The organism is Labrys okinawensis (genome assembly GCF_047345005.1).
Classification (GTDB): domain Bacteria; phylum Pseudomonadota; class Alphaproteobacteria; order Rhizobiales; family Labraceae; genus Labrys; species Labrys okinawensis.
Genome location: NZ_CP178864.1, coordinates 3,787,136 through 3,812,805 on the forward strand (window position 1 = coordinate 3,787,136; position 25,670 = coordinate 3,812,805).

Annotated in this window: 23 protein-coding genes; 9 read left to right on the top strand and 14 right to left on the bottom strand. The window is 62.8% G+C overall.

Annotation, left to right across the window (positions count from 1 at the left end):
* Positions 1–9: 9 nt before the first annotated feature.
* The 4 genes from ACMDCR_RS17805 (at position 10) to ACMDCR_RS17820 (ending at position 3,793) form a co-directional block, all read left to right on the top strand.
* Positions 10–669, top strand: coding sequence for a GntR family transcriptional regulator (locus ACMDCR_RS17805; RefSeq protein ID WP_413987888.1), 660 nt, complete (start codon positions 10–12; stop codon positions 667–669).
* Positions 670–770: 101 nt separating this feature from the next.
* The gene (locus ACMDCR_RS17810) at positions 771–2,048 is read left to right on the top strand and encodes an ABC transporter substrate-binding protein (protein ID WP_413993657.1); all 1,278 of its coding nucleotides are present in this window, start codon (positions 771–773) and stop codon (positions 2,046–2,048) included.
* A gap of 26 nt (positions 2,049–2,074) precedes the next feature.
* Positions 2,075–2,962: a carbohydrate ABC transporter permease gene (locus ACMDCR_RS17815; RefSeq protein ID WP_413993658.1), complete on the top strand. Its 888-nt coding sequence runs from the start codon at positions 2,075–2,077 to the stop codon at positions 2,960–2,962.
* A 12-nt stretch (positions 2,963–2,974) separates the two neighbouring features.
* On the top strand, positions 2,975–3,793 hold the full coding sequence (locus tag ACMDCR_RS17820) for a carbohydrate ABC transporter permease (RefSeq protein ID WP_413987889.1): 819 nt from the start codon (positions 2,975–2,977) through the stop codon (positions 3,791–3,793).
* 454 nt (positions 3,794–4,247) lie between these two features.
* Here the strand turns inward: ACMDCR_RS17820 and ACMDCR_RS17825 are convergent, their stop codons facing one another.
* Positions 4,248–5,159 (bottom strand): LysR substrate-binding domain-containing protein, encoded by a 912-nt coding sequence (locus ACMDCR_RS17825; RefSeq protein ID WP_413987890.1) that lies wholly within the window; start codon positions 5,157–5,159, stop codon positions 4,248–4,250.
* A 140-nt stretch (positions 5,160–5,299) separates the two neighbouring features.
* Here ACMDCR_RS17825 and ACMDCR_RS17830 point away from each other — a divergent pair, with 140 nt between their 5' ends.
* The 4 genes from ACMDCR_RS17830 (at position 5,300) to ACMDCR_RS17845 (ending at position 9,439) form a co-directional block, all read left to right on the top strand.
* Positions 5,300–5,902: an NADPH-dependent FMN reductase gene (locus ACMDCR_RS17830; RefSeq protein ID WP_413987891.1), complete on the top strand. Its 603-nt coding sequence runs from the start codon at positions 5,300–5,302 to the stop codon at positions 5,900–5,902.
* Between the two features lie 226 nt (positions 5,903–6,128).
* On the top strand, positions 6,129–7,001 hold the full coding sequence (locus tag ACMDCR_RS17835; RefSeq protein WP_413987892.1) for an NmrA/HSCARG family protein: 873 nt from the start codon (positions 6,129–6,131) through the stop codon (positions 6,999–7,001).
* A gap of 32 nt (positions 7,002–7,033) precedes the next feature.
* Positions 7,034–7,582: a hypothetical protein gene (locus ACMDCR_RS17840; RefSeq protein WP_413987893.1), complete on the top strand. Its 549-nt coding sequence runs from the start codon at positions 7,034–7,036 to the stop codon at positions 7,580–7,582.
* A gap of 273 nt (positions 7,583–7,855) precedes the next feature.
* Positions 7,856–9,439 (top strand): Na+/H+ antiporter, encoded by a 1,584-nt coding sequence (locus tag ACMDCR_RS17845; RefSeq protein WP_413987894.1) that lies wholly within the window; start codon positions 7,856–7,858, stop codon positions 9,437–9,439.
* A gap of 235 nt (positions 9,440–9,674) precedes the next feature.
* Here ACMDCR_RS17845 and pstS read toward each other — a convergent pair whose 3' ends face one another.
* The 13 genes from pstS to ACMDCR_RS17910 all read right to left on the bottom strand — a co-directional run bounded on the left by pstS (position 9,675) and on the right by ACMDCR_RS17910 (position 24,383).
* On the bottom strand, positions 9,675–10,739 hold the full coding sequence (gene pstS, locus ACMDCR_RS17850; RefSeq protein ID WP_413987895.1) for a phosphate ABC transporter substrate-binding protein PstS: 1,065 nt from the start codon (positions 10,737–10,739) through the stop codon (positions 9,675–9,677).
* Positions 10,740–10,860: 121 nt separating this feature from the next.
* Entirely contained in the window at positions 10,861–12,318 is a 1,458-nt protein-coding gene (locus ACMDCR_RS17855; RefSeq protein WP_413987896.1) for an MFS transporter, read from the bottom strand.
* A 296-nt stretch (positions 12,319–12,614) separates the two neighbouring features.
* Positions 12,615–13,691, bottom strand: coding sequence for a VWA domain-containing protein (locus ACMDCR_RS17860; RefSeq protein WP_413987897.1), 1,077 nt, complete (start codon positions 13,689–13,691; stop codon positions 12,615–12,617).
* Positions 13,688–14,659 carry a DUF58 domain-containing protein gene (locus ACMDCR_RS17865; protein ID WP_413987898.1) on the bottom strand — a complete coding sequence of 324 codons (972 nt, stop codon included), beginning with the start codon at positions 14,657–14,659 and terminating at the stop codon, positions 13,688–13,690. The genes ACMDCR_RS17860 and ACMDCR_RS17865 overlap by 4 nt, the downstream gene beginning before the upstream one ends.
* Positions 14,634–15,650, bottom strand: a complete 1,017-nt coding sequence (locus tag ACMDCR_RS17870; RefSeq protein ID WP_413987899.1) for an AAA family ATPase — start codon at positions 15,648–15,650, stop codon at positions 14,634–14,636. Before ACMDCR_RS17870 ends, ACMDCR_RS17865 begins: the two co-directional genes overlap by 26 nt.
* A gap of 23 nt (positions 15,651–15,673) precedes the next feature.
* Positions 15,674–16,696 carry a S1C family serine protease gene (locus ACMDCR_RS17875; RefSeq protein WP_413987900.1) on the bottom strand — a complete coding sequence of 341 codons (1,023 nt, stop codon included), beginning with the start codon at positions 16,694–16,696 and terminating at the stop codon, positions 15,674–15,676.
* A gap of 438 nt (positions 16,697–17,134) precedes the next feature.
* Positions 17,135–17,992, bottom strand: a complete 858-nt coding sequence (locus ACMDCR_RS17880) for a tellurite resistance TerB family protein (RefSeq protein WP_413987901.1) — start codon at positions 17,990–17,992, stop codon at positions 17,135–17,137.
* Between the two features lie 142 nt (positions 17,993–18,134).
* A complete protein-coding gene (locus tag ACMDCR_RS17885; RefSeq protein WP_413987902.1) occupies positions 18,135–18,947 on the bottom strand; it encodes an MBL fold metallo-hydrolase in 813 nt (270 codons plus the stop codon).
* Positions 18,948–18,950: 3 nt separating this feature from the next.
* Positions 18,951–19,751 (bottom strand): TatD family hydrolase, encoded by an 801-nt coding sequence (locus ACMDCR_RS17890; protein WP_413993659.1) that lies wholly within the window; start codon positions 19,749–19,751, stop codon positions 18,951–18,953.
* Positions 19,752–19,753: 2 nt separating this feature from the next.
* A complete protein-coding gene (gene metG / locus ACMDCR_RS17895; RefSeq protein WP_413987903.1) occupies positions 19,754–21,319 on the bottom strand; it encodes a methionine--tRNA ligase in 1,566 nt (521 codons plus the stop codon).
* A gap of 219 nt (positions 21,320–21,538) precedes the next feature.
* Positions 21,539–22,579 carry a DNA polymerase III subunit delta' gene (locus ACMDCR_RS17900; protein WP_413987904.1) on the bottom strand — a complete coding sequence of 347 codons (1,041 nt, stop codon included), beginning with the start codon at positions 22,577–22,579 and terminating at the stop codon, positions 21,539–21,541.
* Positions 22,576–23,217, bottom strand: coding sequence for a dTMP kinase (gene tmk / locus ACMDCR_RS17905; protein ID WP_413987905.1), 642 nt, complete (start codon positions 23,215–23,217; stop codon positions 22,576–22,578). Before tmk ends, ACMDCR_RS17900 begins: the two co-directional genes overlap by 4 nt.
* Entirely contained in the window at positions 23,214–24,383 is a 1,170-nt protein-coding gene (locus ACMDCR_RS17910) for a D-alanyl-D-alanine carboxypeptidase family protein (protein WP_413987906.1), read from the bottom strand. Before ACMDCR_RS17910 ends, tmk begins: the two co-directional genes overlap by 4 nt.
* A gap of 56 nt (positions 24,384–24,439) precedes the next feature.
* Between ACMDCR_RS17910 and ACMDCR_RS17915 the strand changes: the two genes are divergently transcribed.
* Positions 24,440–25,615, top strand: coding sequence for a UbiH/UbiF family hydroxylase (locus ACMDCR_RS17915; RefSeq protein ID WP_413987907.1), 1,176 nt, complete (start codon positions 24,440–24,442; stop codon positions 25,613–25,615).
* Positions 25,616–25,670: the final 55 nt, after the last annotated feature.

Sequence of the window (25,670 nt, forward strand, 5' to 3'; positions counted from 1 at the left end):
GGAGAAGACATGGAGGAGGGTGGCGAACCGCTGCGGCTGCGCGAGAAGGCCTATGCCAGTTTCACGCGCCATCTCCTGGCGCGCGACGTCCGGCCCGGGCAGTTCGTCTCCCAGCGCGAATTGGTGGCGCTTACCGGACTGCCGCTTGGCGCCATCCGCGAGTTGGTGCCGCGGCTGGAAGCCGAGGGCCTGCTGACCACCATTCCGCAGCGCGGCATCCAGATTGCCCATATCGATCTCGCGCTGATCCGGGACGCCTTCCAGTTCCGCCTTTTCATGGAAAAGGAAGCCATCGCCTTGTTCACCCTCTCGGCCTCGGACGAATTGCTGGCCGGGTTGCGTCGCGAACACGAGGATACCCTTGCAAAGGGTTTGGCGGGCCAGCTCACGCCCGAGATCATCGACGAGGCCCAGGCGATCGACTGGAACCTGCATGACACCATCATCGACTCGGTCGGCAACGAGATCATCGCCAAGGCCTACCGGGTCAATTCGATCAAGATGCGCCTGATCAACCAGGAGCGCTTCCGCATCGACGGCCGCGTAGTGCCGGTGATGCGCGAGCATCTGACGATCCTCGACGCCATTGAGAGCCGGCAGCCCCAGCGCGCCGTCGAGGCCATCACGGAGCATATCAACAATGCCAGGGCCCTGGCCCTCAAGGTCTAGGCCTTTGTGAGTTTTTCTCACGAACAACAATTGGGGAGGACACGTTGAGTATCGATCTTGGGAAGCCGACACGCCGCCAGTTCCTTGCCGGTTCCGTCGCCATGGGCGCGGCGTCCCTCGCCGGCATCAGGCCCGCCTTCGCGGCAGTCGACTGGAAGAAATATGCAGGGACCACCCTCGAGGTGAACCTGATCAAGAGCCCGCGCGGTGACACACTACAGAAGTACCAGAAGGAGTTCGAGGAACTCACTGGAATCAAGGTGAATTCCGAGCAGACGCCGGAGCAGCAGCAGCGCCAGAAGGCCGTGATCGAACTCACCTCCGGCAAGCCGAGCTTCGACGTCATCCATATCAGCTATCACGTTCAGAAGCGGCAATTCGAGAAGGGCGGCTGGCTCGCCGACCTCAACCCATTCCTGAAGAATCCCGAGCTTACCGACCCGTCGCTGGTGGAGAGCGATTTTGCCACCGCAGGCCTGGCCTTCGCCAAGGATAAGGATGGCCGCTTCGGCGCGCTGCCCTTCTCGGTGGACTATTGGATCGTCTATTGGAACAAGGATCTCTTCGCCGCCAAGGGGCTTGAATATCCCAAGAACTTCGATGAGATGGTGAAGGCCTCGGAGACGCTCACCGACGCGGACAACAACGTCTTCGGCTTCGTGGCACGAGGCGCCAAGAATGCCAATGTGCCGGTCTGGACCAGCCTGCTGCTCGGGTACGGCAAGAGTTCGATCGGTCCCGACGGCTCGCTGCAGACCGACTCGCCCGAGGCGATAGAGGCCGCAGCCCTCTATCAGCGCCTGATGACGAAGTCGGCGCCACGCGGCGTCACCGGCTTCAACTGGGCCGAGTGCCAGTCCGCCTTCCTGCAGGGCAAGATCGGCATGTGGATGGACGGCGTCGGCTTTGCCCCGCCGCTGGAGAACCCGCAGAAGTCGCGCGTGGTCGGCAAGGTCGGCTATAGCGTCATCCCCAAGGGACCGGTGACGCAGGCCGCTCCCACCACGGGCGACGGCATCGGCGTCACCGCGGCTTCCGCCAACAAGGAAGCGGCCTATCTCTATTGCCAGTGGGCCATCTCCAAGCAGATGGGGGCAAGGCTACTGCAATCGGGAAGCGGCGTGCCGTTCCGCAACTCCGTGCTCGATGATGCCGAGGTGCGAAAGGGCGTGACCATGCCCGGCTCCTGGGTCGATGCGGTGGCCCAATCGGCGCCGATCAGCCAGCTTTGCCTGCCGGTGATCATCCCCGTCACCGAGTTCCGGGACATTATCGGCGTCGGTCTCACCAACCTGCTGGGCGGCGCAGATCCGGCCACCGAGATGAAGAAGGCGACCGAGGCCTTCAAGCCGGTGCTCGCCCGCAGCGAGGCGCAATGACCGCCGCGAGCCCGGCCGACACCGGCATGCCAGCCACCGCGGCGTTCAAGGAGACGCCGCGGCCGGGCTACTGGCCCTTCATCGTCCCGGCCCTGGTGGTCGTGGGGGCTGTGATCGTTTTCCCATGGGTCTTCACTATCTGGATGAGCGGCAATGAGTGGCAGGTCGGCTCAGCCCAGCGCTTCGTCGGCCTTGCCAACTATGTCCGCCTCGCTGGCGACGAGCGTTTCTGGGAGTCGATGGGGCATACGCTCTATTACACCGTGCTCTCCGTGGTGGCACCGCTTATCCTCGGCACGATCGCCGCGCTCGTCTTCGACTCGAAGATGCCGCTGCGCGGTCTCTTGCGCGGCATCTTCGTGATGCCGATGATGGCGACGCCCGTTGCCATCGCGCTGGTCTGGACCATGATGTTCCACCCCCAGCTCGGCGTGCTCAACTATCTGCTCTCGCTGGCTCACATTCCGCCGCAAGCCTGGATCTTCGACCAGAATACGGTGATTCCCTCGCTGGTGCTGGTGGAAACCTGGCAGTGGACCCCGCTGATCATGCTGATCGTGCTGGGCGGCCTTGCCTCCATGCCGCGCGAGCCCTTTGAGAGCGCCATGATCGACGGTGCCAATGGCTGGCAGAAATTCCGCTACATCACGCTGCCGATGATCCTGCCTTTCATGATGATCGCGGTGATCATCCGCTCCATCGACGCTCTGAAGAGCTTCGACATCATCTACGCGATGACGCAGGGCGGCCCCGGCACGGCGTCGGAGACGATCAACCTCTATCTCTACAACGTCGCCTTCTCCTATTACGACATTGGCTATGGCTCGGCGATCGCCGTCGTCTTCTTCGTCATCATCATCCTGATGTCCCTGGTGCTGCTGCATTTGCGCCAACGCGCCAAATGGAATGTGTGAGGAGGTGTCGTCATGACGTTTCACCGTCTCCTGCGCATGGCCGGCACGCTGTTCCTGGCCTTCGTGATCGTCTCGCCGGCGCTGTTCTTCTTTATCTGGATGCTGTCGCTGTCGCTGAAATACGAGATCGACAACGGCGCCTATCCGCCCATCCTGATTCCCGAGCAGTTCGCCTGGTCGAACTACACCGACATCTTCGCCACCAATGACTTCCTGCTCTATTTCTGGAACAGCATCATCGTTACAGGTACGGCGACGATCCTGGCCCTGGTGGTGGGCGTGCCGGCAGGCTACGGCATTGCCCGCATCAAGGCAGACAAAGCCGCGATAGTGATCATGATCGCTCGCATGACGCCGGGCCTGTCCTTCCTGATCCCGATGTTCCTGCTGTTCCAGGCGCTTGGCCTGCTCGGTACGCTCTGGCCGCAGATCATCATCCATCTGGTGGTGACCATCCCGATCGTCATCTGGATCATGATCGGCTATTTCGAGACGACGCCGCTGGAACTGGAGGAGGCGGCCATGATCGACGGCGCCAATCGCTGGCAGATCTTCATGAAGGTGGCGCTGCCGATCGCCAAGCCTGGCATCGTGGTGTCGCTGATCCTGGCGGTGATCTTCTCGTGGAACAACTTCGTGTTCGGCATCGTGCTAGCAAGCCGCGAGACGCGTACCCTGCCGGTGGCCGTCTACAACATGCTGTCCTTCGAACAGGTGAGCTGGGGCCCGCTGGCCGCGGCCGCGCTTGTCGTCACGCTGCCGGTCCTGCTGCTGACCCTGTTCGCCCAGCGCCAGATCGTGGCGGGACTGACGGCCGGCGCCGTCAAATAGCGCTTCCAGCAATCATTAGGGTATCGGCATAAGCTATTGATTTAACGTATCATAGGGGCAGGGAGATACATATCGGCGCTACATTCGTCCAGCAGGGCGATGCTGCGCTTATCCCTTTCCAGCGCCGACTGCCTCAATCTGCCTCGCCGTCTGGGATATCCGGGCGATGTCGCTGCGATGTCGCTGCGCTCCCCAGAGAGAAGCGTCAGTGTCATGCGCGAACAGATTTCCTTCATTGCAGCCGCTTGAACCAAAAAGAGTATTGTTTTTAAGAGGCTTACGATGGCCTCTTTTATTGTTTTAAGAGCAGATATATCCCTTTTGGCGTGCGGTGGAGCCGTTCGACAGCCTCCAAGGCAATGTATCGGAGCGCAGCAAAAATTCCGATCTACGGGTACGGGGTCGGAGCAGGAAATAACGTTCTTCGGAAGTTGGGATCGGCAACTGTCGCGAATTACTGCAATTCTTGTTCGTCCAACAATTCGGCGCGTATCTTGCCGACGACAGAGTCGATGAAAGCCGAAACTGCTAGGGGAAGGTGAGCCCGGTTGGGATAGACGACGCTCATGCCGAGATTGCGGCGCATGTATTGGGGCAACACCGGTACCAGCCGGCCAGCAGCGAAATCGGCTGTCCCAAGTATCGGTGTCAGCGCGATGCCGAGGCCCGCTATCGCTGCCTTTCGGATCGCTCGCGCGGTATTCGCCATCACGCGGCCGGTGACGGTAACCTCCTCTTCGACCCCCTCGTGACTTTGAAGGCGCCAGGTCACATAATCCCGGGCCTGCGGCACAAACAGGCAGTCGTGACAGGTCAGATCCTGCAATGTGGCGGGCGTCCCGCGCGCGGCGAGGTAGGAGGGGCTGGCGACAAGTCCGATTGAGCGGGTTCGGATCTTGCGCACGACATAGTTCGGGCCACGCGTTGCGTTGCCTCGGAAGGCGACATCGATACCCTCTTCGATAAGATCGACCGTGGCATCGCCTAACACAAACTCGATACGCACTTGCGGGTGCGAGGCCAGGAATTCGGCCACCCATTCCATCTTGTAGAAGTCGAAGAAGTCGGCGGGCATCGCCACACGTATCAACCCCTTGGGAATCCGCGCGCCGGCAATCATGTCCTCTCCCGCTTGTTGCAGTCCATCCACGGCCGCGGCGCTGTTGCCGTAGAGCTCATGCCCGGCATCGGTGAGGTTCAGCTTCCGGGTCGATCTCTGCATGAGCCGGGCCCCGAGCTGGTCTTCCAATTCCTGAATGCGCCGGCTGACCGTATTGGCTGGAATCCCCAGGCGACGTCCCGCCTCTGCGAAACTGCCGAAGCGAACAACCTGTACGAACAGGCCGATGTCATTCAGGTCGAGCACTGCCGACATTCCTCCGAAAAATGGGGGAGTTAAATCCGATATCTCCATCTAGTCAATTAAATATGTGGCGATGATTTTAGGCACGGCGGGAATTTCACTCAGTCCCGATTGTTCGCGCAGCCTGAAAGGAAGCAGTCCAAATGTCCAAGAACCCGCATATCGGCATCGTCATCGGCTCGACACGACAGGGGCGTTTCAGCGAGCGGGCGGCCTCATGGTTTCACAAGATTGCGGCCCGCCGCACCGATCTCAGCGTCGAAGTTATCGATTTGCGCGACTATCCGATGCCATTCTTCGACGAGCCGGCATCGCCAGCCTGGATGCCAGCAAAGGACCCTGTCGCTGAGCGCTGGGCGGCGAAACTGGCCGAGCTTGATGGGCTCGTCTTCGTCACCCCCGAATACAATCATGGATACAGCGCAGTGCTGAAGAACGCGCTGGATTACGCCTTCCAGCAATTCAACCGCAAGCCGGCCGCCTTTGTCGGATATGGTGGTGTCGGCGCCGCGCGCGCCATTGAACAGTTGCGCATGGTGGCCATCGAACTTCAGATGGCGCCGATCCCCAAGTCCGTAAACGTCGGCATGACCGAGTTCCTTGGCATCTGGCAGCAGGGCAGGGATTTCGCGGATTTTCCGCATCTTGAACAGGCGGCCGTCGCTCTGCTGGATGAGCTTTCCTGGTGGAGTCGAACACTTCAGATCGGGCGTCAGGCCGCATTAGCACAAGCCTCAGTAGATTGAACGCTTCGGGCTGCCGCTCGGTCCGTCTGCGCGGACTGTCCCACTGGCGGAAAGATCACGCCAATTTCAGCGATTAGTCCGATCATCCTGACCCAGCCGAACAACGAAATTCGCGGGGCGCAGTTGGCACTGCCGCCGCCCCACAAACGAATATTCCCCCACGATGTCACACCAAGCGGGCGGCGGCCCGGTTCGCCGCATTTGGTCGAGTGAAAGGAGATTGGTCATGAGTCAAAAGCTTGCCGTCGTCGTCACGGGAGCCACCGGCAAACAAGGTGGCGCTGTGGTAAAGTACCTGCTCGAGCGCGGTCACGAAGTTCGCGCCGTCACGCGCAGTACCGACTCTGCGAAGGCGAGGGAGCTCGCAAACGCGGGTGTCAGGCTCGTCCACGCATCCCTCGAAGACACGGCCGCGCTCGCGAAAGCACTCGAAGGAGCGACCTCCTTCTTCGCAATGACGACGCCTTTCGAAGGGGGCCCACAAGCCGAGACGAGACAGGGCATCTCCGCCGCGGACGCCGCCAAAGCTGCAGGCGTGCACCTCGTTTTCACCTCGGTGGGCTCCGCCAATCGACAAACCGGCATCCCGCACTTCGACAGCAAGTACGAAGTCGAAAAGCACATTGCCAAGATCGGCGTACGCGCCACGGTCCTGGCACCTGTCTATTTCATGGAAAACCTCTATTTCGGCACGGAGCAACTGGCGAAGGGCATCTATGCCACGCCACTGCCGCCGACGAGGCGGCTCGCGCAAGTCGCCGTCGCGGATATCGGCGCCGTTTCCGTTCGCCTCCTCGAGGACCCAGGCCGTTTCGCAGGCAAGCGTTTCGACCTCGGGGGCGACGAGCTGACGGGCAACGATGTCCTTGCCGTCCTCTCGCGTGTCACCGGTCGCCCGTTCACCTATTTCCAGGTCCCGCTCGACCTCATCCGACAACGCATGAGTGAGGACGCGGCCAAGATGTACGATTGGTTCGACCGTGTCGGCTACACGTTCGATCCTGCGGCGCTCCGCCGAGAATTTCCTGACATCCACTTTCAAGACTTCGAGTCCTGGGCGAGGGCGCAGGATTGGGACAGGCTTCTTCGAGCCGCATAGGACGTCCGCTCGTCCAGCACATTCAGCAACCCATGAACGAGGTGATACCGATGAGCCGGATCCCAACCCACACAGTCGAGGACGCCCCTTCAGCATCGCGCCCGCTCCTGCAAAAGATCGTGGAGGCAACCCCGATGGGACGCCCGGCGAATCTACATGCCCAGATGGCGCATTCTCCGGCTGTGCTGACAGCATACACGTCGCTGCGCGCCGTGCTTGCCGAGCACACCACTTTCGACCCAAGGGTGGGTGCGGCACTGACTCTCGCGGCGGCGGGCGGGGTCGGCAACGGCTACATGATCCGTATCGCCAGTCGGCTCGCCCAGATGAATGGCTGGAACGAAGAGCAGGTCACTGCCTTGACGACGGGCACCCCGACGAACGACACCAAAATCGACGTGCTGACCGGCCTGGTCAGGCAGGCGGCTGCCAGTTCGGGAAACGTTACCGACGCCACCTGGAAGGCGGCTCAGGAAGGCGGCTGGAGCGATGGGCAACTAGCCGACGCGTTTGCGTATCTGGGGGCGACGCTGTTCACGGCGTACTTCCTCAATTACGCACAAACGGACTTGGATATCTGAGCGCACCAAGGGGTCTGCCGATGGAGACGAGATGGAAAAGCTCACATTCAACGCCGCCGCGAGACTCCGATATTGCTTGTTTGATTCAGACGTAGGGACCGACGCCAACGGCGGGGGACAGCGGCATCCTTGATTCGCATAAGATATATTATGGAACATAAAACGCAGCGTTCCTGCGCCTGAGCCTGGATATCGGGCGAAGGATAGCGTTTGAACCCGTCGTCCCCCTATAGTGCTTCAGGTTCGATAACTGGAGCCGTATCGGGGGGATTCGTGGATCCGACGCATTTGTTCGAACTGGTGATCGTCATGCTGCTGGCGATCATCGCCTTGCATTATGTGGCGCACAGGCTCGGCTTGCCGCCGTCCGTGGCGCTGCTCACGGGTGGCGCACTGCTTGCCTTTGTGCCGGGGCTGCCGGTCATCGCTCTCGATCCCGGCCTGGTGCTTGTCATCTTCCTGCCGCCGCTCCTGATGGACGGTGCCTGGGTTATCGCCCTGGGACATCTCAAGCGGCATATGATCGGCATCGCTTCGCTTGCGGTCGGCGCGGTGGTCTTCACCACCGTCGTGGTCGCGGTGGTGACGCATTGGCTGTTGCCATCACTGCCTTGGGCCGCCTGCGCGACACTGGGCGCGATCGTCTCACCGCCCGATGCCGTTTCGGCCAGGGCAATACTCCAGAGCGTGAAGCTGCCTCGGCGCCTCCTCATCCTTCTCGAGGGCGAGAGCCTGCTCAACGATGCGAGTGGCCTGGTGCTGTTTCGCTTCGCCATCGCGGCGGGCGTCACCGGTGCCTTCAACACCGTCGATGCCCTTGGCAGTTTCTTCATCCTGGCGATCGGCGGTGCACTCATCGGCAGCGCCGTCGGCGCGGCCTGGGTTCTGCTGGTGCGCCGCCTCGGCGACGAATATCTGATGATCGCAGCCTCGGTTATGGCAGCCTGGCCTTCCTACCTGCTGGGCGAGATGTTCCACGTCTCCGGCGTGATTGCCACGGTTACCACCGGCCTGATCATGGGTTGGCATCAGCACACCGTGCTCTCGGCCTCGGTACGCATGCGCGGCACCTCGTTCTGGACCGTGATGATCTTTCTCATGGAAGCCTCGGTCTTCATGCTGATCGGCTCCTCGCTACGGGGCGTTGTCGAGCGCGTCGGCGGTTTTGGTGTGGTAATTCATGAGATGGGTGGGCCGATTCTAATCATCCTGCTCGCGCTGACGCTTGCGCGCTTTGCCTGGGTGTTCGGCTCCGACGTGGTGATCATGGCCTGCCGTAGCCTGGGCCTGCGCCGCTATGCGCCGCTCGGCGCGCGTTCCGGTGCCGTGCTGAGCTGGGCGGGCGTGCGCGGCGTGGTCACGCTGGCGCTGGCGCTCAGCGTTCCAGACGGCTTTCCAGGCCGCGATTTCACCCTGGTCACGGCCTTTGCCGTCATCCTCGGCACCGTGCTCCTGCAAGGCACGAGCCTTGGTGTCCTGATCCGCTGGGCCGGACTGAGCGAGCCGATATCCGAAAGGGCGCGCTTCAGCATGAGCCAGGCAGAGGCCGCGATGGCGCAGGTGCAGGCGAAGATCATCGAGAACCGGGCCTATGACAGCGAGGGCAACCTCATACATCCCCGCCTGCTGGAACGCTATCAGCGTAGGGCCACGATGATCGTCGACTATGTCGGACAAGAGGAACAATACGCCCCGCGGCTCCATGCCCATTTCGATCTGGTGCTGGAGGCGATTGCGGCCGGACGGGCGGAACTCATCCGGCTCCACCGCTCGGGCGAAATCGACGAAGAGACGCTCCAGGAACTGGAGCGCGATCTCGATCTCGAGGAGCTAAGCGCGATCTCCGCCAAGTCGTGAGAGCTTGGCCGCGAGTTGCCGCGCGATCGAAACAGGCCAATTTTTGTCATGCCCGGGCTTGTCCCGGGCATCCAGACACCTTCTTTTCCTATGTCTGCGCCTTCCCGGATCACCCGGACAAGCCGGGTGATGACAAAAAGCCGAGGTTTCCGAGGATTTCTCGGTCAGTCCGCCCAGAGCAAAAAGCCCGCTACCGCAAGTGAGGCGGCGGCGAGCCCGAGTTCATCGGCCCGCCTTACTGGATCGCTTCGATCTGGTCGTAGGTCAGCACCCAGACATGCGGCGGAAGTGCGATGAAATGCGCGTCGTCGAGATATTTCTGGTTGGTCTCGTCCGGCGCCGAAGCCCAGTGCAGGAAGCGGCGCATGGCTGTCGCGACATCCGGGTTCGCCTGCTTGGTCGAGACTATGGCATATTCGTAATTGACCATCGGATAGGCATTGGCGCCTGGGGCGTTGACCAGGGTCAGGCGCTCGTCGACAGGCGTGCGCGGGCCGAGCGAGGCAGCCGCAGCGGCGATGGTATCGGGCGTCGGCAACAGGAATTCGCCCGAATAACTCTTGAGCGCCGCGGTGCCAAGAGCCGCCTTGTCCACGTCGGCATGATAGCTGACGCCGACATAGGTGAGCGAATATGGCGTCTGCTGCACGGATTTCAGCACGCCGTCATTGCCTTCCGCCGTGAGGCTGCCCGACACCGCCGGCCAATTCACCGTGGTGCCATACCCGATATTGTCTTCCCACGAGGGCGTGGAGAAGGTCAGATATTGGGTGAAGACGAAGGTATCGCCCGAGGCATCTGAGCGCCGGACAGGGATGATCGTCTGGTGTGGCAGCTTCACGCCGGGGTTGAGGCCGGCGATCTCGCCGTCATCCCACATCTTCACCTTGCCGGTATAGATGTCGCTCAGCGTCGGTCCGTCGAGCTTCAGGCTGTTGGAGCCGAGGCCAGGGATGTTGTAGTTCACCGTCAGGGCCGAGATCGCCATCGGAATGTCGACAATCTGCGGATTGCGGCGCGCCTGCTGGTCGCTCATATAGGCGTCGGAAGCGCCGATCTGCACGCCGCCCGACAGGGCCTGGTCGAGCCCTACCCCCGAGCCGGTACCCGCGGTCGAAATCGTCACGCCCGGGTGGGTCTTGGTGTATTCGGACACCCAGACATTGAAGAGTGGATAAAGAAGGGTCGAACCCGTCTCGGTAAGCTTGATGTCGTCGGCCAGCGCCGGCACGGCAAGCAATCCCGCGATCAAGACGGCTGCCAGGGTTGGCGCCGCCGACGTCAAACGATCGGCTCGCATTGAATTCTCCTGAGGATTTGGTCATCGCAATCCGGACCGGTCCAGGCCCACCGCCCTGCCCTCAAAGCTGTTCGGGCGGTGGATGTGCTGGGACTGCCCGGGACTTGTGCCCGATAATAAGTCACTCGGCCGGTGCCATCATCGGTTGGCCAGCGGTGAGGCCCGTGGGCTTCTCCAACTGGTCGAGGCTGACGCCCGTAGTCTCGATCCGGAAGAGCCAGGTCACGATAGCGCCGAGGATCGAAACCACGATCAGCCCGTAGAGCAGCGCCGTGGTGCCGATGGCCACCAGCAGGATCGGAAACAGGAAGGCGGTAGCCACCGCGCCGATCTTGGCAAAGGCTGCGGCGAAGCCCGCGCCCTTGCCACGAATGGCGGTGGGAAATACCTCGCCCGCAAGCAGGTAGGTCTGCGCGTTCGGGCCGAGATTGGTCATGAAGTTGAAGAGGATGAAGCCGGCGAAGATCAGCAGTGTCGAGGTGCCGCCGCTGAAGCTCGAGGCGAGCGAGGCGAGGAAGAGGCCGACGGCGCAGCCGATGAAGCCGAAGACCTGCAGCGCGATACGCCCCACGGTATCGGCGAGCGCCACCGCGAAGAGAATGCCGACGATGAGGAAGCTTGTCGTCAGGGCCGCCCCCTTTGCCGCCATGATGTCATTGGCGATGAGGTCGACGACCGAGCGCGGATGGTCCGAGTTGGCGCCGAGCGCTACGGCCAGGATGGTCGGCGTGAAGATGCCGATGCCATAGGTGCCGAGATCCTGCAGGAACCAGGGTACGGAGGCGAGGATCGTAGCGCGCCTGTTGGTCTTGTTGAACAGCGACATCCAGGTGCCGCCGTTCTCACCTGCGTGGCCGACCGACTGGCCATCGCGTGAGGCGAGCTTGATCTCGGCGGGATATTGCGGCTTGCGGACGAGAAGCCGGCGTACCGCGACTTCCGCTTTCTTGGTCTCGCCGCGGGCCGCGAGCCAGTTGGCGCTTTCCACGATATAGAAGCGGCCGACCGTGACGATCACGGCGGGGATGATGGCGGTGGCGTACATCCAGCGCCAGGCGCTGATCTCCGGCAGAGTCGAGAGCACGGCATAACCGACCGCGGTACCACCGAGGGCGCCCACGGCCTGGAAGGCGAAGGCGCCGAGCACGAGTTTGCCGCGGGCCGTGCTCGGAATGCTTTCCGAGATGATCATATGGGCTGTCGGGTAGTCGCAGCCGAGCGCGAGGCCGAGGCCGAACAGGAAAATCACCAGCAGTGGATAGTTCGGGCAGAAGACGAGGCCGACCAGGAAGGCGCAGAACAGCACCATCTCAGCCACGAACATCGGCTTGCGGCCAAAGTGGTCGGAGAGGCCGCCCAGCCACACCGCGCCGACCAGGATGCCGGCAAGGCTGGCCGCGCCGATGATGCCGTGTTCGGCCGCGCCGATGTTGAATTCGTTCGACAGGAGCGGCAGCGCCACGCCCGTCATGAAGACCACGAAGCCCTCGAAGAACTTTCCTGCGGCAGCGAGCGACCAGATCAGCCACTGCATGCCCGTCATCGGCGCCGACGGCAGTCGCGTGCCGTCAGCCCACATGGGCAATTCGTCAATGTGGTCTTGAACAGACCTTTCCTGGGGCTCCTCTGCCCGTCCAGCTAAATCGACCATTATGTGGACTTTCCTATTGGACAATGCCGTAAAATGTATCGCGGCGATAATTGAGACGAAGACGCCCCTAATTTCCGGATTCATGCCTCCGGATGCCCAGTCCCCACTGTTTTTGTGACGCTACAACTTGACAGCGCAATGACAGCGCGTCGCCTGTTCTCGATGAATTGGAAAATAGTGCTGCGGGCCTGGCCCCAAGCGGCCGCGTCATCTTGCGATCGACATCAGGCGATGCGGCCGAACCACAGCATCGACAGGCCGCCGGCAAGCATGGCCAGCAGTGCGCCGGCGCCAGCGAAGATGAACGAGATCTCGGTCAGCTTGCGCTCGCCCACCACCTTGGCGGATAGCGACTTGTAGACCTTGGCGAGGTCGTCGGCCGACTGGGCGTTGAAGAACTCGGCATTGGTGGCGCTGGCGATCTTCTTGAGCGTGTCGAGGTCGGGCAGTGCCCGCATCGTGAAGCCTCCCATATCGACGACGCTGCCCTCCGGCGAGCCGAAGCCCACCGTGTAGACCCTCACGCCGTAATTGGCCGCCACCTGCCCGCTCTGAATCGGGTCCTTGCCTGTCGTGGTCGCACCGTCCGTCAGCAGCACGATGATGGCGTTGTCGTAGGAGCCCGGCGGCACCGGCACATGCGCGGCCCGAGGCGGCTGCGTCTGGTCGTCGAGCGAGCGATTGCCGGGGCCGGCATTCATCTGCGCTCCGAGTTGATCCGTTCCCGGGTCTATGGAACTGCCCGGGGAGACGTCGAATTTTTCGTCGGGAAAGATCGTCGCCAGCGAGATCAGGATGCCGTCGCCGATGGCCGTGCCACGCCGCAACTGGAAGCGGTCGATGGCATCGTTGAGCGCGCTGCGATCAATGGTAGGCGCCTGCACCAGCAGCGCCGTCGAGGCAAAGGCCACAATGCCGATTTCCACGTTGTTCGGCAGGTCGGCGATGAACTGCTTGGCCGCGGCTTGGGAGGCCGCAATGCGGCTTGGTGCGATGTCCTGGGCGCGCATCGAGCCTGATACATCCATGGCGAGGATCACCAAAGCCCGATTGGACGGAAGCGTAAGGATGGCCGCAGGCCGGGCTATCGCCAGGATCAGCACCGTCACTGCCACAAGCAGCAGGACCGGCGGCAAATGACGTCGCCAGTTCAGGCCCCTGCCCATGGCCTGCTTCACGAGCGCCAGATTGGCATAGCGCAGCGCGGCTTGTTTCCTGCGCCGCAGCAGCCACCGATAGGCGGCAACCAGCAGGGGGACGAGCAGCAGCAGCCAGAGGGCGTCGATCCAGATAAAGGTCATGGCGGCTCCCCCATGCCGTTTGCGGGCCCACTCGCCACCGCGCCCACATGTGCCGGCATGCCTCCACCGCTCGCCAACCTTGTCCGCGCCTTGCGCAATTCTGCAAAACGCAGGACAGCGTCGATCAGATCCTCCCCGGTCGATAATTCCAGCACATCCACGCCCGCCCGAGCGAAGGCTTGCATCTGCGCCTCTTCCGACTGTGCGGCGATGGCCACGAAGCGCCTGCGGAATGCCTTGTCGGTGGTGTCCACGAACAACTGCTCACCCGTCTCCGGGTCCTGGAAGGCCAGCAAGCCGAGATCCGGCAGCGCCACGTCGAGCGGATCGACCAGGCGCACCGCGATGCCTTCATGCCGGCGCGAGAGCATCGAAAGCGCCCTCTCCCACCCTGGCACCGAGATGAAATCCGAGACCAGGAAGACTAGCGAGCGGCGGCGCATGACAGCCAGGGAACGCTTGATGAAGGCCGCGAGATCGGTCTGCGGCGCCCGCAGCAGCCGCGGCCGCGAGAACACCTGCTCGATGAGATGAAGCACGTGCCGCCGCCCGGCAGCCGGCGACAGGACGAAATCGTCAAGGCCGTTATGGAGGATCGCACCCACCTTGTTGCCGCGGCGTGTCAGCAGGCGGGCAAGCACCGCGGCAAATTCGCCGAGGACCTGGCGCTTGCTCACGGCCCCGCCGCCGAAATCGACCGACGGGCTGAGGTCGAGCAGCAGCCAGGCGGTGAGGTCGCGATCCTCATTGTAGATGCGGACGTGCGGAAACTGTGTCCGGGCCGTCACGTTCCAGTCGATGTGGCGCACGTCGTCGAAAGGCTGGTATTCTCTGAGGTCCGCGAGGTCGAGCCCAAAGCCTCGGAACAGCGTGCGATAGTCGCCCTGCAGCAGCCCGTCGAGCCGCCGGATGACAGTCCATTCAAGGCGCTTGAGTAGCGCCTCAGGCTGATGCGGTGAGCTTGACATGGCCCTCCAGCGGCTTTTCGGGCGCGGGCACCACCTTGAGGATGCGAGTGATGATGTCATCCGCAGTCACCTCCTCGGCGAGCGCCTCGTAGGACAGCACAATGCGGTGGCGCAGCACGTCGGCTGTGACGTCGAGGACGTCCTCCGGCAGCACGTAGTCGCGCCCGCGCAGGAAGGCGAGCGCACGGCCTGCCTCGATCATGCCGATCGAGGCGCGGGGGCTGGCGCCGAAACTGATCAGCCGGGCCGTCTCCGCAAGGCCCACCTGCGTTGGGTTGCGCGTCGCGCCTACCACCTTCACCGCGAACTGGATCAGCGAGGGATCGACGAAGAGGCCCCTGCTGCGTGTTTGCAGCTCTGCGAGCTGCTCCGTCGTCGCCACCTTCGCCACCGTGTGCATCACTCCGGTGACGCGCGAGACGATCACGAATTCCTCCTCGGCCGAAGGATATCCGACCAGCGCCTTCATCATGAAGCGGTCGACCTGGGCCTCCGGCAGCGGATAGGTGCCTTCGGTCTCGATCGGGTTCTGAGTGGCCATCACCACGAACGGATTGGGGACCTTATGGGTCTCGCCTGCGATCGTGACCTGCCGCTCCTGCATCACCTCCAGCAGCGCGCTCTGCACTTTCGCTGGCGCGCGGTTGATCTCGTCGGCCAGCAGAAGGTTGCAGAACACCGGGCCGAGCGAGGTGGAGAAATCGCCGGTCTTCTGATTGTAGAGCCTGGTACCCACCAGATCCGAAGGCACCAGGTCGGGCGTGAACTGAATACGCTTGAAGGAGCCCTGCATCGCCTGCGCCAGCGTGTTGACGGTCAGCGTCTTGGCAAGGCCCGGCACGCCTTCGACCAGGAGGTGCCCGCGCGCCAGCAGCGCCACCAACACGCGCTCGAGGAAACGGTCCTGCCCGACCACGACCTTCTTCACCTCGTAAAGGATCCGTTCCATCAGCGAGGCGGCAGCGGCGGCATCATCCGAGCGTTCGACCATCTGGTTCTCCGTGGTTGCAGCTCCTAGAGGGGCGACTCTCCGAAAGTTCCACGCATCGCATTCTCGATCGGGACCGCGAAGCCGATGCCGGCAAAGGTGCGCGCACCCGATGGGTTGACGATGGCATCGACGATGCCGATCACCTCGCCATGGCGATCGACCAGCGGACCGCCCGAATTGCCGGGATTGGCCGCCGCATCGAACTGGATGAGATTGGAAAGCCTGGTCTTGCCGCCGCCCTCGAATTCGCGCTTCAGGCCGGAGACCACGCCCGCCGAGACCGAAGGCCCGATGCCGAAGGGAAAGCCGACCGCCTCCACCTCGTCGCCCGGACGGAGCCCCCGCGTCGAGGAAAGCGTCGCCGGCTGCAGGTCGTCCGGAATCTTGTCAGGCTTGAGCTGCGCCATATCGTCCTGCTTGTCGGCAGCCGCAATGGTGGCGTTGGCCTGCGTGCCATCGGCAAAGATCACGCGCAATCTCTTGGCCGACACGGCAACGTGCATGGCCGTCAGGACGCTGCCCTTGTCGTCGATTACTACCCCACCGCCTACCGAGACGTTCTTGTAGCCCGGCAGCGCACTGTTGCCCTCGAGGGGCGCGTTCGGATCGTTGGGGTGGGAGCGGTCGTCGGGGCTGCCCGACTCGTTGGGCATCATCGGATCATAGCCGTCGATGCGCACGACGGACGGAATGATCTGGGCATAGGCAAGCGTGGAAACCGAAGGCTGCTCGGGCCGGTGATCGAGCGCGAAATTCACGGCCTGGTTGAGCCGGCCCTGCGTAAGCGCCCGCGGGGGCGGCCATAACAGGGCATAACCACCGACGATGACAAGGCACACCAACGCACACGCGCCGACGAGCGCCTTGCCGCGATGGCGCGTGTAGGCGGTGTCGGCCCAGAGGCGCGCGCGCTCGCGTAGCGTGGGGGAGGCAGTCTCCCCTGCCCCCGCGATATACACGGGCGTAATTCCGTCCGAAGCAATCCAGGGCGATCTGGCTTCCGCCCGGGCCTTGCCGGACCTGCTGTAGAGTGGCCGCTTCTGCATGGCTGAAGTCCGCTCAAGCTACATCATATCCCAACAGGCTAGGAGTGCCGGTGCGTCTTCGCCAAGCGAATTCGTTGATCTTACGGCGCCGCTCTCTCAAACGTGACTGACTGCCCAATCCCTAAGCAGCAAGAATAGTCCCGGAAATTCGGCCTCGCCGTCAATCTTCGTAGCCAACATGTGCGATCGCTGCGATTGCATAGTGCTTGCCACCTTCAAGGGCCAGGTCAGGCTGGCCCGGCCAATTCAAAGCCGCGGCGGAAGTCGCGGATGTGCTTCACCATCCATTCGCGAGCCTTGCGTTCGTCCCTGGCCTTCACGCCCTCGCCGATGGGGTCCCTTGTCTGCGTCGCCGATAAAAAGCCTGCGAACTGCGGGTCGATTGATGGATCCCGAATGCAGAAAGGCCACCCGAGGGCGGCCAATCCGTCATGATCGCTATCGCGTCAGCTTCGAAGCGCTCTCATGCCCGCCCGCCATCAGGGCGCTGTCTAGTTCCCCGGCAACGGCCTGGGGAAGCTTCAGCCGGCCGGCGAGCACCTGGAGATAGGAATTCTCAGCCGGTGAGGCTACGCCGACCGCGATGCGCGACACGGCATAGACCTCCGCCGCCAGTTCCGGCGCGGTCGCACCGGCAATGATGGGCTCCATGTCGAACGGCTTGTTGAGCTCCTGGAACAAGAAGCTGCGCTCCCCATGAGAAAGATTGAGCTTGTCGGCTTGGCCGAGGATCAGGTTCTGCTCCTCGACATCAACGCTGCCATCGGCCTTGGCCGCATTGACCATGGCACCGAGCAGAAGCCTGGCATGGTTCTGATTTGCCGCGTTCTCGGCCGGCACGGGCGGCGCCAGGGTCTGAGGTGGCCAAGTCCGCGATGGCAGGAACGTACCGGGAGCGGATGCAGGCATGGGTGCCGCCACCGCACCGGCCGCCTCAGTCTCGCGGGTGCGCTGCCAGGCATGCAGGGCCAGCGCACCGATCGCGGCGATGCCGCCATATTTCACCGCTGCACCGGCGAGATCACGACCTGTCTCGGTCAGGAGAATGCCGGCCGCGGCGGCTCCGCCCGCTGCCATCTTCTTGCCGGGCGTATCGAGAATTTGACCCCCGGCGTTCAGCACTCGTCCCAGCAGATTGTTCAGATCCATCGTATCCTTTGCTCCATTGCGCTCATCCTCCGCTCGCCTTGCCGCGCCGTCGTGACCAGAGTAGTTCGTCCACCGGACAGGCAGAAGCTGGCGGATCGAGAGCGCCGGATGTGGAGGCAGGATGGCGGCATCTTCAAGGCTGCCCACATGAAATCTTGGTCATGAAGAGGGCTTCGCCTTCCAACACTGAAGAAAGATAAAATAATAAAAACAGATAATTATTATGATTTCTTTATTTTGAATGGGATACGGCTGGACTGCCATCGACCCACGTTCTTGACGCTTCCGGTCAGACTGTTTCAAGCACCTCGATGCCAATGCGCATGCCGTCATAGCCGGGTTCGACGCCCTCCGGCAGTTCCCGACGGAGTGTCTGGTAGTCCATCTCGGTGTGCATGTTGGTCAGAATGGCCCGCCGCGGCTTTAGCCGCTCGATCCACTCCAGGGCTTCGGGAAGCGACCAATGGCTGGGATGAGGTTGGGGCCGGAGGGCATCGACGATCCAGACATCGAGATCTTGCAGCAATCTCTCGCTTTCCCGCGACAAGCCATTGAGATCGCTTGAGTAAGCGAAGTTTCCGATTCGGAATCCGAGCGACTGGATATCGCCGTGGTCCTGATCGAAGGCCAAGGCCCTGACGACGCCTCCCGGTCCGCCAACGCTCACTGTCTCGCCGATCGAAATCATGTTGAGGCTGAGTATGGGGGGATAGCTCGATCCGGGCGGTGTCTCGAAGCAATAGGCGAAGCGCATGCGTAGGAGCGAGGCCGTGCGCTGATCGGCATAGATATCGATGAGGCTGCGCTGATGAAGCGCCAGCACGCGCAAATCGTCGATGCCATGGGTATGGTCCGCATGCTCATGCGTGTAGAGCACGCCATCGACCCTATCGACGTTGGCATCCAGCAATTGTTCACGCACGTCTGGCCCGGTGTCGACAAGCACCGTGGTGCGTCCTTCGGGCCCATCCTGTTCCAGCAGCAACGCGCAGCGCCGGCGCCGGTTGCGTGGCTCCCTGGGATCGCAGCTGCCCCAGCCGAAACCGACGCGGGGCACGCCGCCCGAGGATCCACAACCCAGCAATGTCGCTGTCAGCACCATGCGTCAGGCCGCCGCCTTCAGGTCGTCCGGACGAGGCATCTTCGAAAACAGCCGGAAGGCATTCTCGGTCGTCCTGGCGGCAATCTCGCTCTCCCCGAGACCGAGCGTCTCAGCCAGCACCCGCGCGGTGTTCACCACATAAGCGGGCTCATTGCGCTTGCCGCGGAAGGGCGTCGGCGCGAGATAGGGCGCATCCGTCTCGACGAGCAGGCGGTCATGCGGCACGAAGCGAGCAATCTCTCGGATCTCCTCGGCCGTCTTGAATGTCAGGATGCCCGAGAAGGAGACATAGAAGCCGAGGGCAAGGCCACGCCGTGCCAGATCGGCACCAGAGGAATAGCAATGGAGGACGGCGGCGAAAGCCCCCTTCCCCATTTCCTCCTCCAGGATGTCGCCGATATCCTGGTCGGCCTGCCTGGCGTGAATCACCAGCGGCAGGCCAGTTTGCCGCGCGGCGGCGATATGCCTGCGAAAGCCTCGTTCCTGGATGTCACACGGGGCGTAATCGTAATGATAGTCGAGGCCAGCCTCGCCTATCGCCACCACTTTGGGATGCTCGGCCAGTTCCAGGATGGTTTCGAGGGGGATGTCGTCCTCCTCATGGGCGTGCAGGCAATGCGTGCCGACCGAGCCATAGACATCATCGAAGCGCTCGATCAGGGCCCGGATCCGGTCGAACTGGCGGATGCGTGTGGAGATGGTGATCATGCGTCCGACGCCGGCGGCGCGTGCGCGCGACACCACGTCCTCGATCTCGCTCTGGAGATCAGGGAAGTCGAGATGGCAGTGGCTGTCGATCAGCATCGTCATGCCCCAGCCGCCGCCTCGGTCGGCTCGACATAACGTGGGAAGACGGGCTCGGGCGCCGGCAACGCCGTATCCGGTGCCAACCGGCCGTCGACCCCCAGATAGCCGAAGTCGCGGGCATCCCCGGGCACGCCGAGCAGGTCGAGCATCTTGGCGGCGCCCGTGGGGATGACCGGCTGGGCCAGGATAGCGACCTGCCGCACCACCTCGGCAGTGACATAGAGCACCGTCTCCATGCGCGCGGCATTGCTGGTCTTGAGCTTCCAGGGCTCCTCGGCGGCAAAATAGCGGTTTGCCTCGCCCACCACCGCCCAGAGATCACCGAGAATGGTGTGAAGGGCGAAGGAATAGATGGAGTCGCGCGCTTTCCATACGAGTTCGTCCGCCAGCTTCAGCAACTGCTCGTCCGAGGGCAGCAGATCGCCGGGACTGGGAACCCTGCCACGGCAATTGGCCGCGATCATCTTCAGACAACGATTGGCGAGATTGCCGAAATCGTTGGCGAGGTCGGCGTTGATGCGGTTGACGATACCCTCATGCGAATAATTGCCGTCCTGGCCGAAGGGGACTTCTCGCAGGAAGAAATAGCGCAGCTGGTCGACACCGTAATGCCCTGCCAGGGTGAAGGGATCGATCACATTGCCGACCGACTTCGACATCTTCTCCCCGCGATTGAACAGGAAGCCATGGCCGAAGACGCGATGCGGCAGCGCCAGACCAGCCGACATGAGGAAGGCCGGCCAGTAGACCGCGTGGAAGCGTACGATGTCCTTGCCGATGACATGAACGCTGGCGGGCCAGAATTTCGAGCGCTCGGTATTGGTGTCAGGGAAGCCCGTTGCCGTCAGATAGTTGGTGAGGGCATCGACCCAGACATACATGACGTGCTTGGGGTTGCCGGGCACCGGAATGCCCCAATCGAAGGTGGTGCGGCTCACCGACAGGTCTCGCAGGCCCGAGCGCACGAAGCTCAGGATCTCGTTCCGACGCTCTTCCGGGCCAATGAAATCCGGATGGCTCTCGTAGAACGTGAGAAGACGATCCTGGAAGGCTGAAAGCTTGAAGAAATAGCTCTCTTCTTCCACCCACTCTACCTTGGTACCGGTCACGATCGCTGTGCGCGAGCCATCGGAATTGAGCGCGAGATCCTTCTCGTCATAGTAGGCTTCGTCGCGCACGGAGTACCAGCCGGAATATTTCGACAGATAGATGTCGCCGGCAGCCTCCATGCGCTTCCAGATCCCTTGGCTGGCGCGATAATGGCGTTCCTCGGTTGTGCGGATGAAATCATCATTCGATGCGTTAAGCGCGACGGCCATGTCACGGAAATATTGGGAATTCCGGTCGGCGAGCGCGGTGGCCGTCATGCCCTCTTTGGCCGCAGTTTGGAGCATTTTCTGGCCATGCTCGTCCGTACCGGTGAGGAAGAACACCTCATGGCCGTCGAGCCGCTTGAAGCGGGCGATGGCATCCGTCGCAATCAGCTCATAGGCGTGCCCGATATGCGGCCTGCCATTGGGATAGGAGATTGCGGTAGTAATATAGTAGGTGTCCTTGTCGGCCATCGATACGCTCTTCCTTACAGTGGAGCGCAACACCTGGCGGTTTTATCCGCCCGGCCGCACGCCAGGGATTCCAGGTTGGGCTCACCTCTAGAACAAAGCGCGTTTAGGCGCAAACGTCACTTTGCTCTAACTCCTTGTTTCCACGCGTCTTTGCGATTCTTGGCGTCCCCGCCCGAGAGCAAAACGTTCCGCCGGCGAAGGACCCTTGCCCACCCGATATCAGGCGTCAGACGCCTGAGCGAGCATGGAGAGGGTTGAGAGCACAAACGGCTTGCGGTCCAGGTTGTAGGCCTCGACGTCACGCGCCGCACTGCGGGCTTTTTCCCATACCTCTGCCCAACGCGCAAGGCGATGAGCGGGCTCGGAACGTTCTGAAAGCAGGCGTTGATGCAGCCATTCGTCGATGAAATCGAGCAGCAGGGCGAAATTCTCGTCGCCGGCCTTGTTGGCACAGCGATCCGCCAAGGCATGGGCGGCGGCCACATCGATTCGCGGCAACTTGGCAAGTAGCTCGGTCAGCGACCGGTGAAGCGCCACGCCTTCGCCATCCGCCAGCGTGAGCGCACGCCGGACACTACCCTGCGCCAGAGCCGCGCTGGCGGCGATCGCGTCGGATGACAGATCGGGCCGGGCCTGGGCGGAGGCTGCGACCACATCGGCATCGCTCAAGGCCCCCAGCGCCAACAGGCGGCAGCGGGAGCGGATTGTCGGCAACAGCCGGGCCGGCTGGTGCGAGACCATGAGGAAAAGCGCGCGGGGCGGCGGCTCCTCGAGCACCTTGAGCAGGGCATTGGCTCCCTCGCGCGCCAGATCCTCGGCGCTGTCGATGATGGCGATGCGCCAGCCCCCAGCCCCGGCGGTCGAACCAAAGAAGCGTACGACATTTCGGACGTCATCGACGCGGATATTGCTGTAGAAGCCCTTGGTCTTCTCGTTGGGCAGGCGGCGGAGCACGGTGAGGTCGACATGGGACTGCGACATCACCTGACGGGCCGCATGCCCCTCCGGCGGCACCGACAGGTCCAAAGCGCCGCCGACACGAGAGGGATCGGGATTGGTGAGCACGAACTTCGCCATGCGGTAGGCAAGCGTGGCCTTGCCGATGCCCTCCGGACCACCGAGAATCCAGGCATGATGAATGCGGCCGGACTGGTAGGCGGCGAGCAGGGCTTGCTCGGCCGCATCCTGTCCGATCAGCCGGGCGGTTTCGCGTGGATGCGGGCTATCGGCCAGCAGGTCGCTCTCGAGACGGTCACTCATACCGATGCGCGTTCCTTGGCGAGCCGTCGTCTGACGACTGAGAGAATGGAGGCTGCCACGACATCCGGCGTGCCCGAAGCATTGATGACCGCACAGCGCTTCGGCTCGTATTCGGCGATGGCCAGGAACGCCTCGCGAAGCTTTTCGTGAAAGGTCAGGCTCTCCGCCTCGAAGCGATCGGCCTGTGCATTGCGGGCGCGGGCGCGGGCCAGGCCTTCGCGGGCGGGCAGGTCGAGAATAAGGGTGAGATCCGGCATGGTATCGCCAACCACCACACGTTCCATGGATCGGATCAGATCCGGTTCGATCTCGCCGAGCACACCCTGATAGGCACGAGTGGAATCGATGAAGCGATCGCATAGCACCCAGATGCCCTGGGTGATCGCCGGCCTGATCGTTACTTCGAGGTGGTCGTCCCGCGCGGCGTTGAACAGGATGGTTTCGGCGAAGGGGCCGAAGGGCTTTGCGCCGCCCGATAGCAGCACCTCGCGCAGCTTTTCGGCATGAGGCGAGCCCCCGGGTTCACGCGTCATCAGGGTCTGGACACCAAGATTGTTCAAGGATGCCGCCAGCCGGCGGATCTGAGTGGATTTGCCAACCCCCTCGCCACCTTCGAACGTAATAAAGCGGCCTCTCATCGCTTGCCGTGCCCACCCTGTACCAAACCGATGCCTAGCTCGTAGATAGCACCGAATGCGCGTTGGGGAAGACTGCCGATGGGGATATCGGCGGAAGCATATAGAGGAATCTCCAGCGAAACATGGCCCTCGCGCAGGATCTGTAAGCGACCGGCCGCTGCACCCTTGCGGATGGGCGCCTCCAGGGGGCCGTCATAGACAAGCTTGGCGCTCAGCTTTTCCTCATTGGCGCTGTTCACCAGGAGTTCGACGTCGCGATCCGCCGCCAGGGGGACGCCTGGAGCCAAGCCGCCGAACACCGAGGCCTCTCCCACCGTTTCGCCCTTGGTAAAGATCGTCTTCTGCTCGAAGGAGGTTTCCGCCCACTGCAGCAAACGCTTGGCCTCCGCCGCGCGCTCGGCGATCGTCTTCATGCCTTGCAGCACAAGGACGAAATGCTGGTCGCCATGGGCGGCCGAGACGATGAGGCCATAGCCCGCTGTATCGGACGCGCCGGTGACGCCGCCATCCACCCCGAGATCGGCGGTCAGGAGCGGATTGCGGTTGGTCTGGCGAATCTTGTTCCAGGTAAAATCCTTCTCCTGGTAGATCGCATAGACCTCGGGCTCGTTCGTGCGCAGCCAGGTGAGCAACAGGGCCAGATCGCGCGCGGTCGTAAGTTGTTGGGGATCGGCAAAGCCGGTGACATTGCGAAACTGGGAATGCCGCATGCCGATTTGCGCCGCGAGGGCGTTCATGCGAAGCGCCAGGCCCTCCTGCTGGCCCGTGATGCCTTCCGAGAGAGCCAGGCAAGCATCGTTGGCGGCCTGGACGATGACGCCGCGGAGGAGGTCGTCGACCCGGATGCGGCTCCTAACTGCCGCGAACATGGTTGCGCTTCCCGATGGCGCACCGCCCTTGCGCCAAGTCTGTTCCGAGATGGGATATTCGGTCTCGCGCGTGGTCTCGCCCGCGCGCAGAGCCTGTGCCACCACGGCGATCGTCATCAGCTTCGCCATGGCGGCGGGCTCGATCGGCCTGTCGGCGCCCTTGTCGAGGAGGACGCTGCCGGTGGCGGTATCGATCAGAAAGGCCACGGGCGCACTTGTCGCGAAAGGCTCGGCTTGCAGCGGTGCGACCAGCGCCACCGCAGCCATCAGGAGGCCGAGAAGGATCGCCCGCATCATCGATCATCCGCTCTCTTTGACGCGCCCGGAAATGCGCGATAAGTCCATCGCGCATCATGCCAGCCAATCATGAATTAGATCACCGTTCTATCGCAATCGTCGGCGCAGGGCTCGCGGGCCTCGCCTGCGCAGTGGTGCTGCGCGCGCAGGGCCACGCGGTCACGCTTATCGGCCCGGCCGGCAATGCCGCCGACACGCGTACCACTGCCCTGCTCGAGGGCAGCATCCAGGCCTTGGCGAAAGCCGGCGTCATGATCGCCGGCAATCCGGCGGCGGCGCCCCTGCGGGTAATGTCGATTGTGGACGCGACACAACGCCTGATCCGCGCCCGACCGATTGCCTTCGAAGCAAAGGAGATCGGGCTCGACGCCTTTGGCTGGAACATCACCAACGGCGCATTGACCCAGGCTTTGCTGGACCGCCTTGCCGAACTCGGGATCGAGCATGTTTCCGGACGGCTCCTGTCGGTCGATATCGCCGACGGCGATATAGGCCTGACTATCGAGGACGCCGAGCCGCTAAGGGCCCGTCTCGTCATCGCCGCCGACGGGCGCAAGTCGATGGTGCGCCAGGCTGCCGGTATCGAGACCACGCGGCATGATTATCCACAGACCGCCCTCGCCCTCAATCTCGAGGTTGGGCGCGACCATCGCGAGATCTCAACGGAATTCCATACCGAATCCGGCCCCTTCACGCTGGTGCCCCTGCCCGGTCGGCGGGCGAGCCTGGTGTGGGTCGTCTCGCCTCAAAGAGCCGAGGCGCTCAGGGAACTCGACGATGCGGCGCTGGCGCGCGAGATCGAAAAGCAAAGCCATGCCCTGCTCGGCCACGTCAACATCGATTCGCAGCGTTCCTTCTGGCCGATGAGCACGGTTATGGCGACATCGCAGGCCGGCAAGCGAATTGCCCTGATCGGTGAGGCAGCCCATGTCCTGCCGCCGATCGGGGCCCAGGGCTTCAACCTGACGCTTCGCGATATCGCGGCCCTGGCCAAGGCGTTGCGGGATACGGAAGATCCGGGCGCCTCGGCGGTGCTCGACGCCTACGTCAAAGCCCGGCAGGCGGATATCGGCACGAGGCATACCGCCGTCGACCTCCTGAACCGTTCCTTGCTGTCGAACCAGTTCGCCCTGCAAGGGCTGCGGGGTCTCGGTCTGTATGCTCTTGAACGGATTGGCCCGCTGCGCCGCTCGGTGATGCGTCAGGGTCTGGCCCGTGCGGTCGAGGATTGAAATCCCTGCGCGCTTGGTGCAAAGGCCGAAGGCAATGAGGATCCCTGGACGAAAC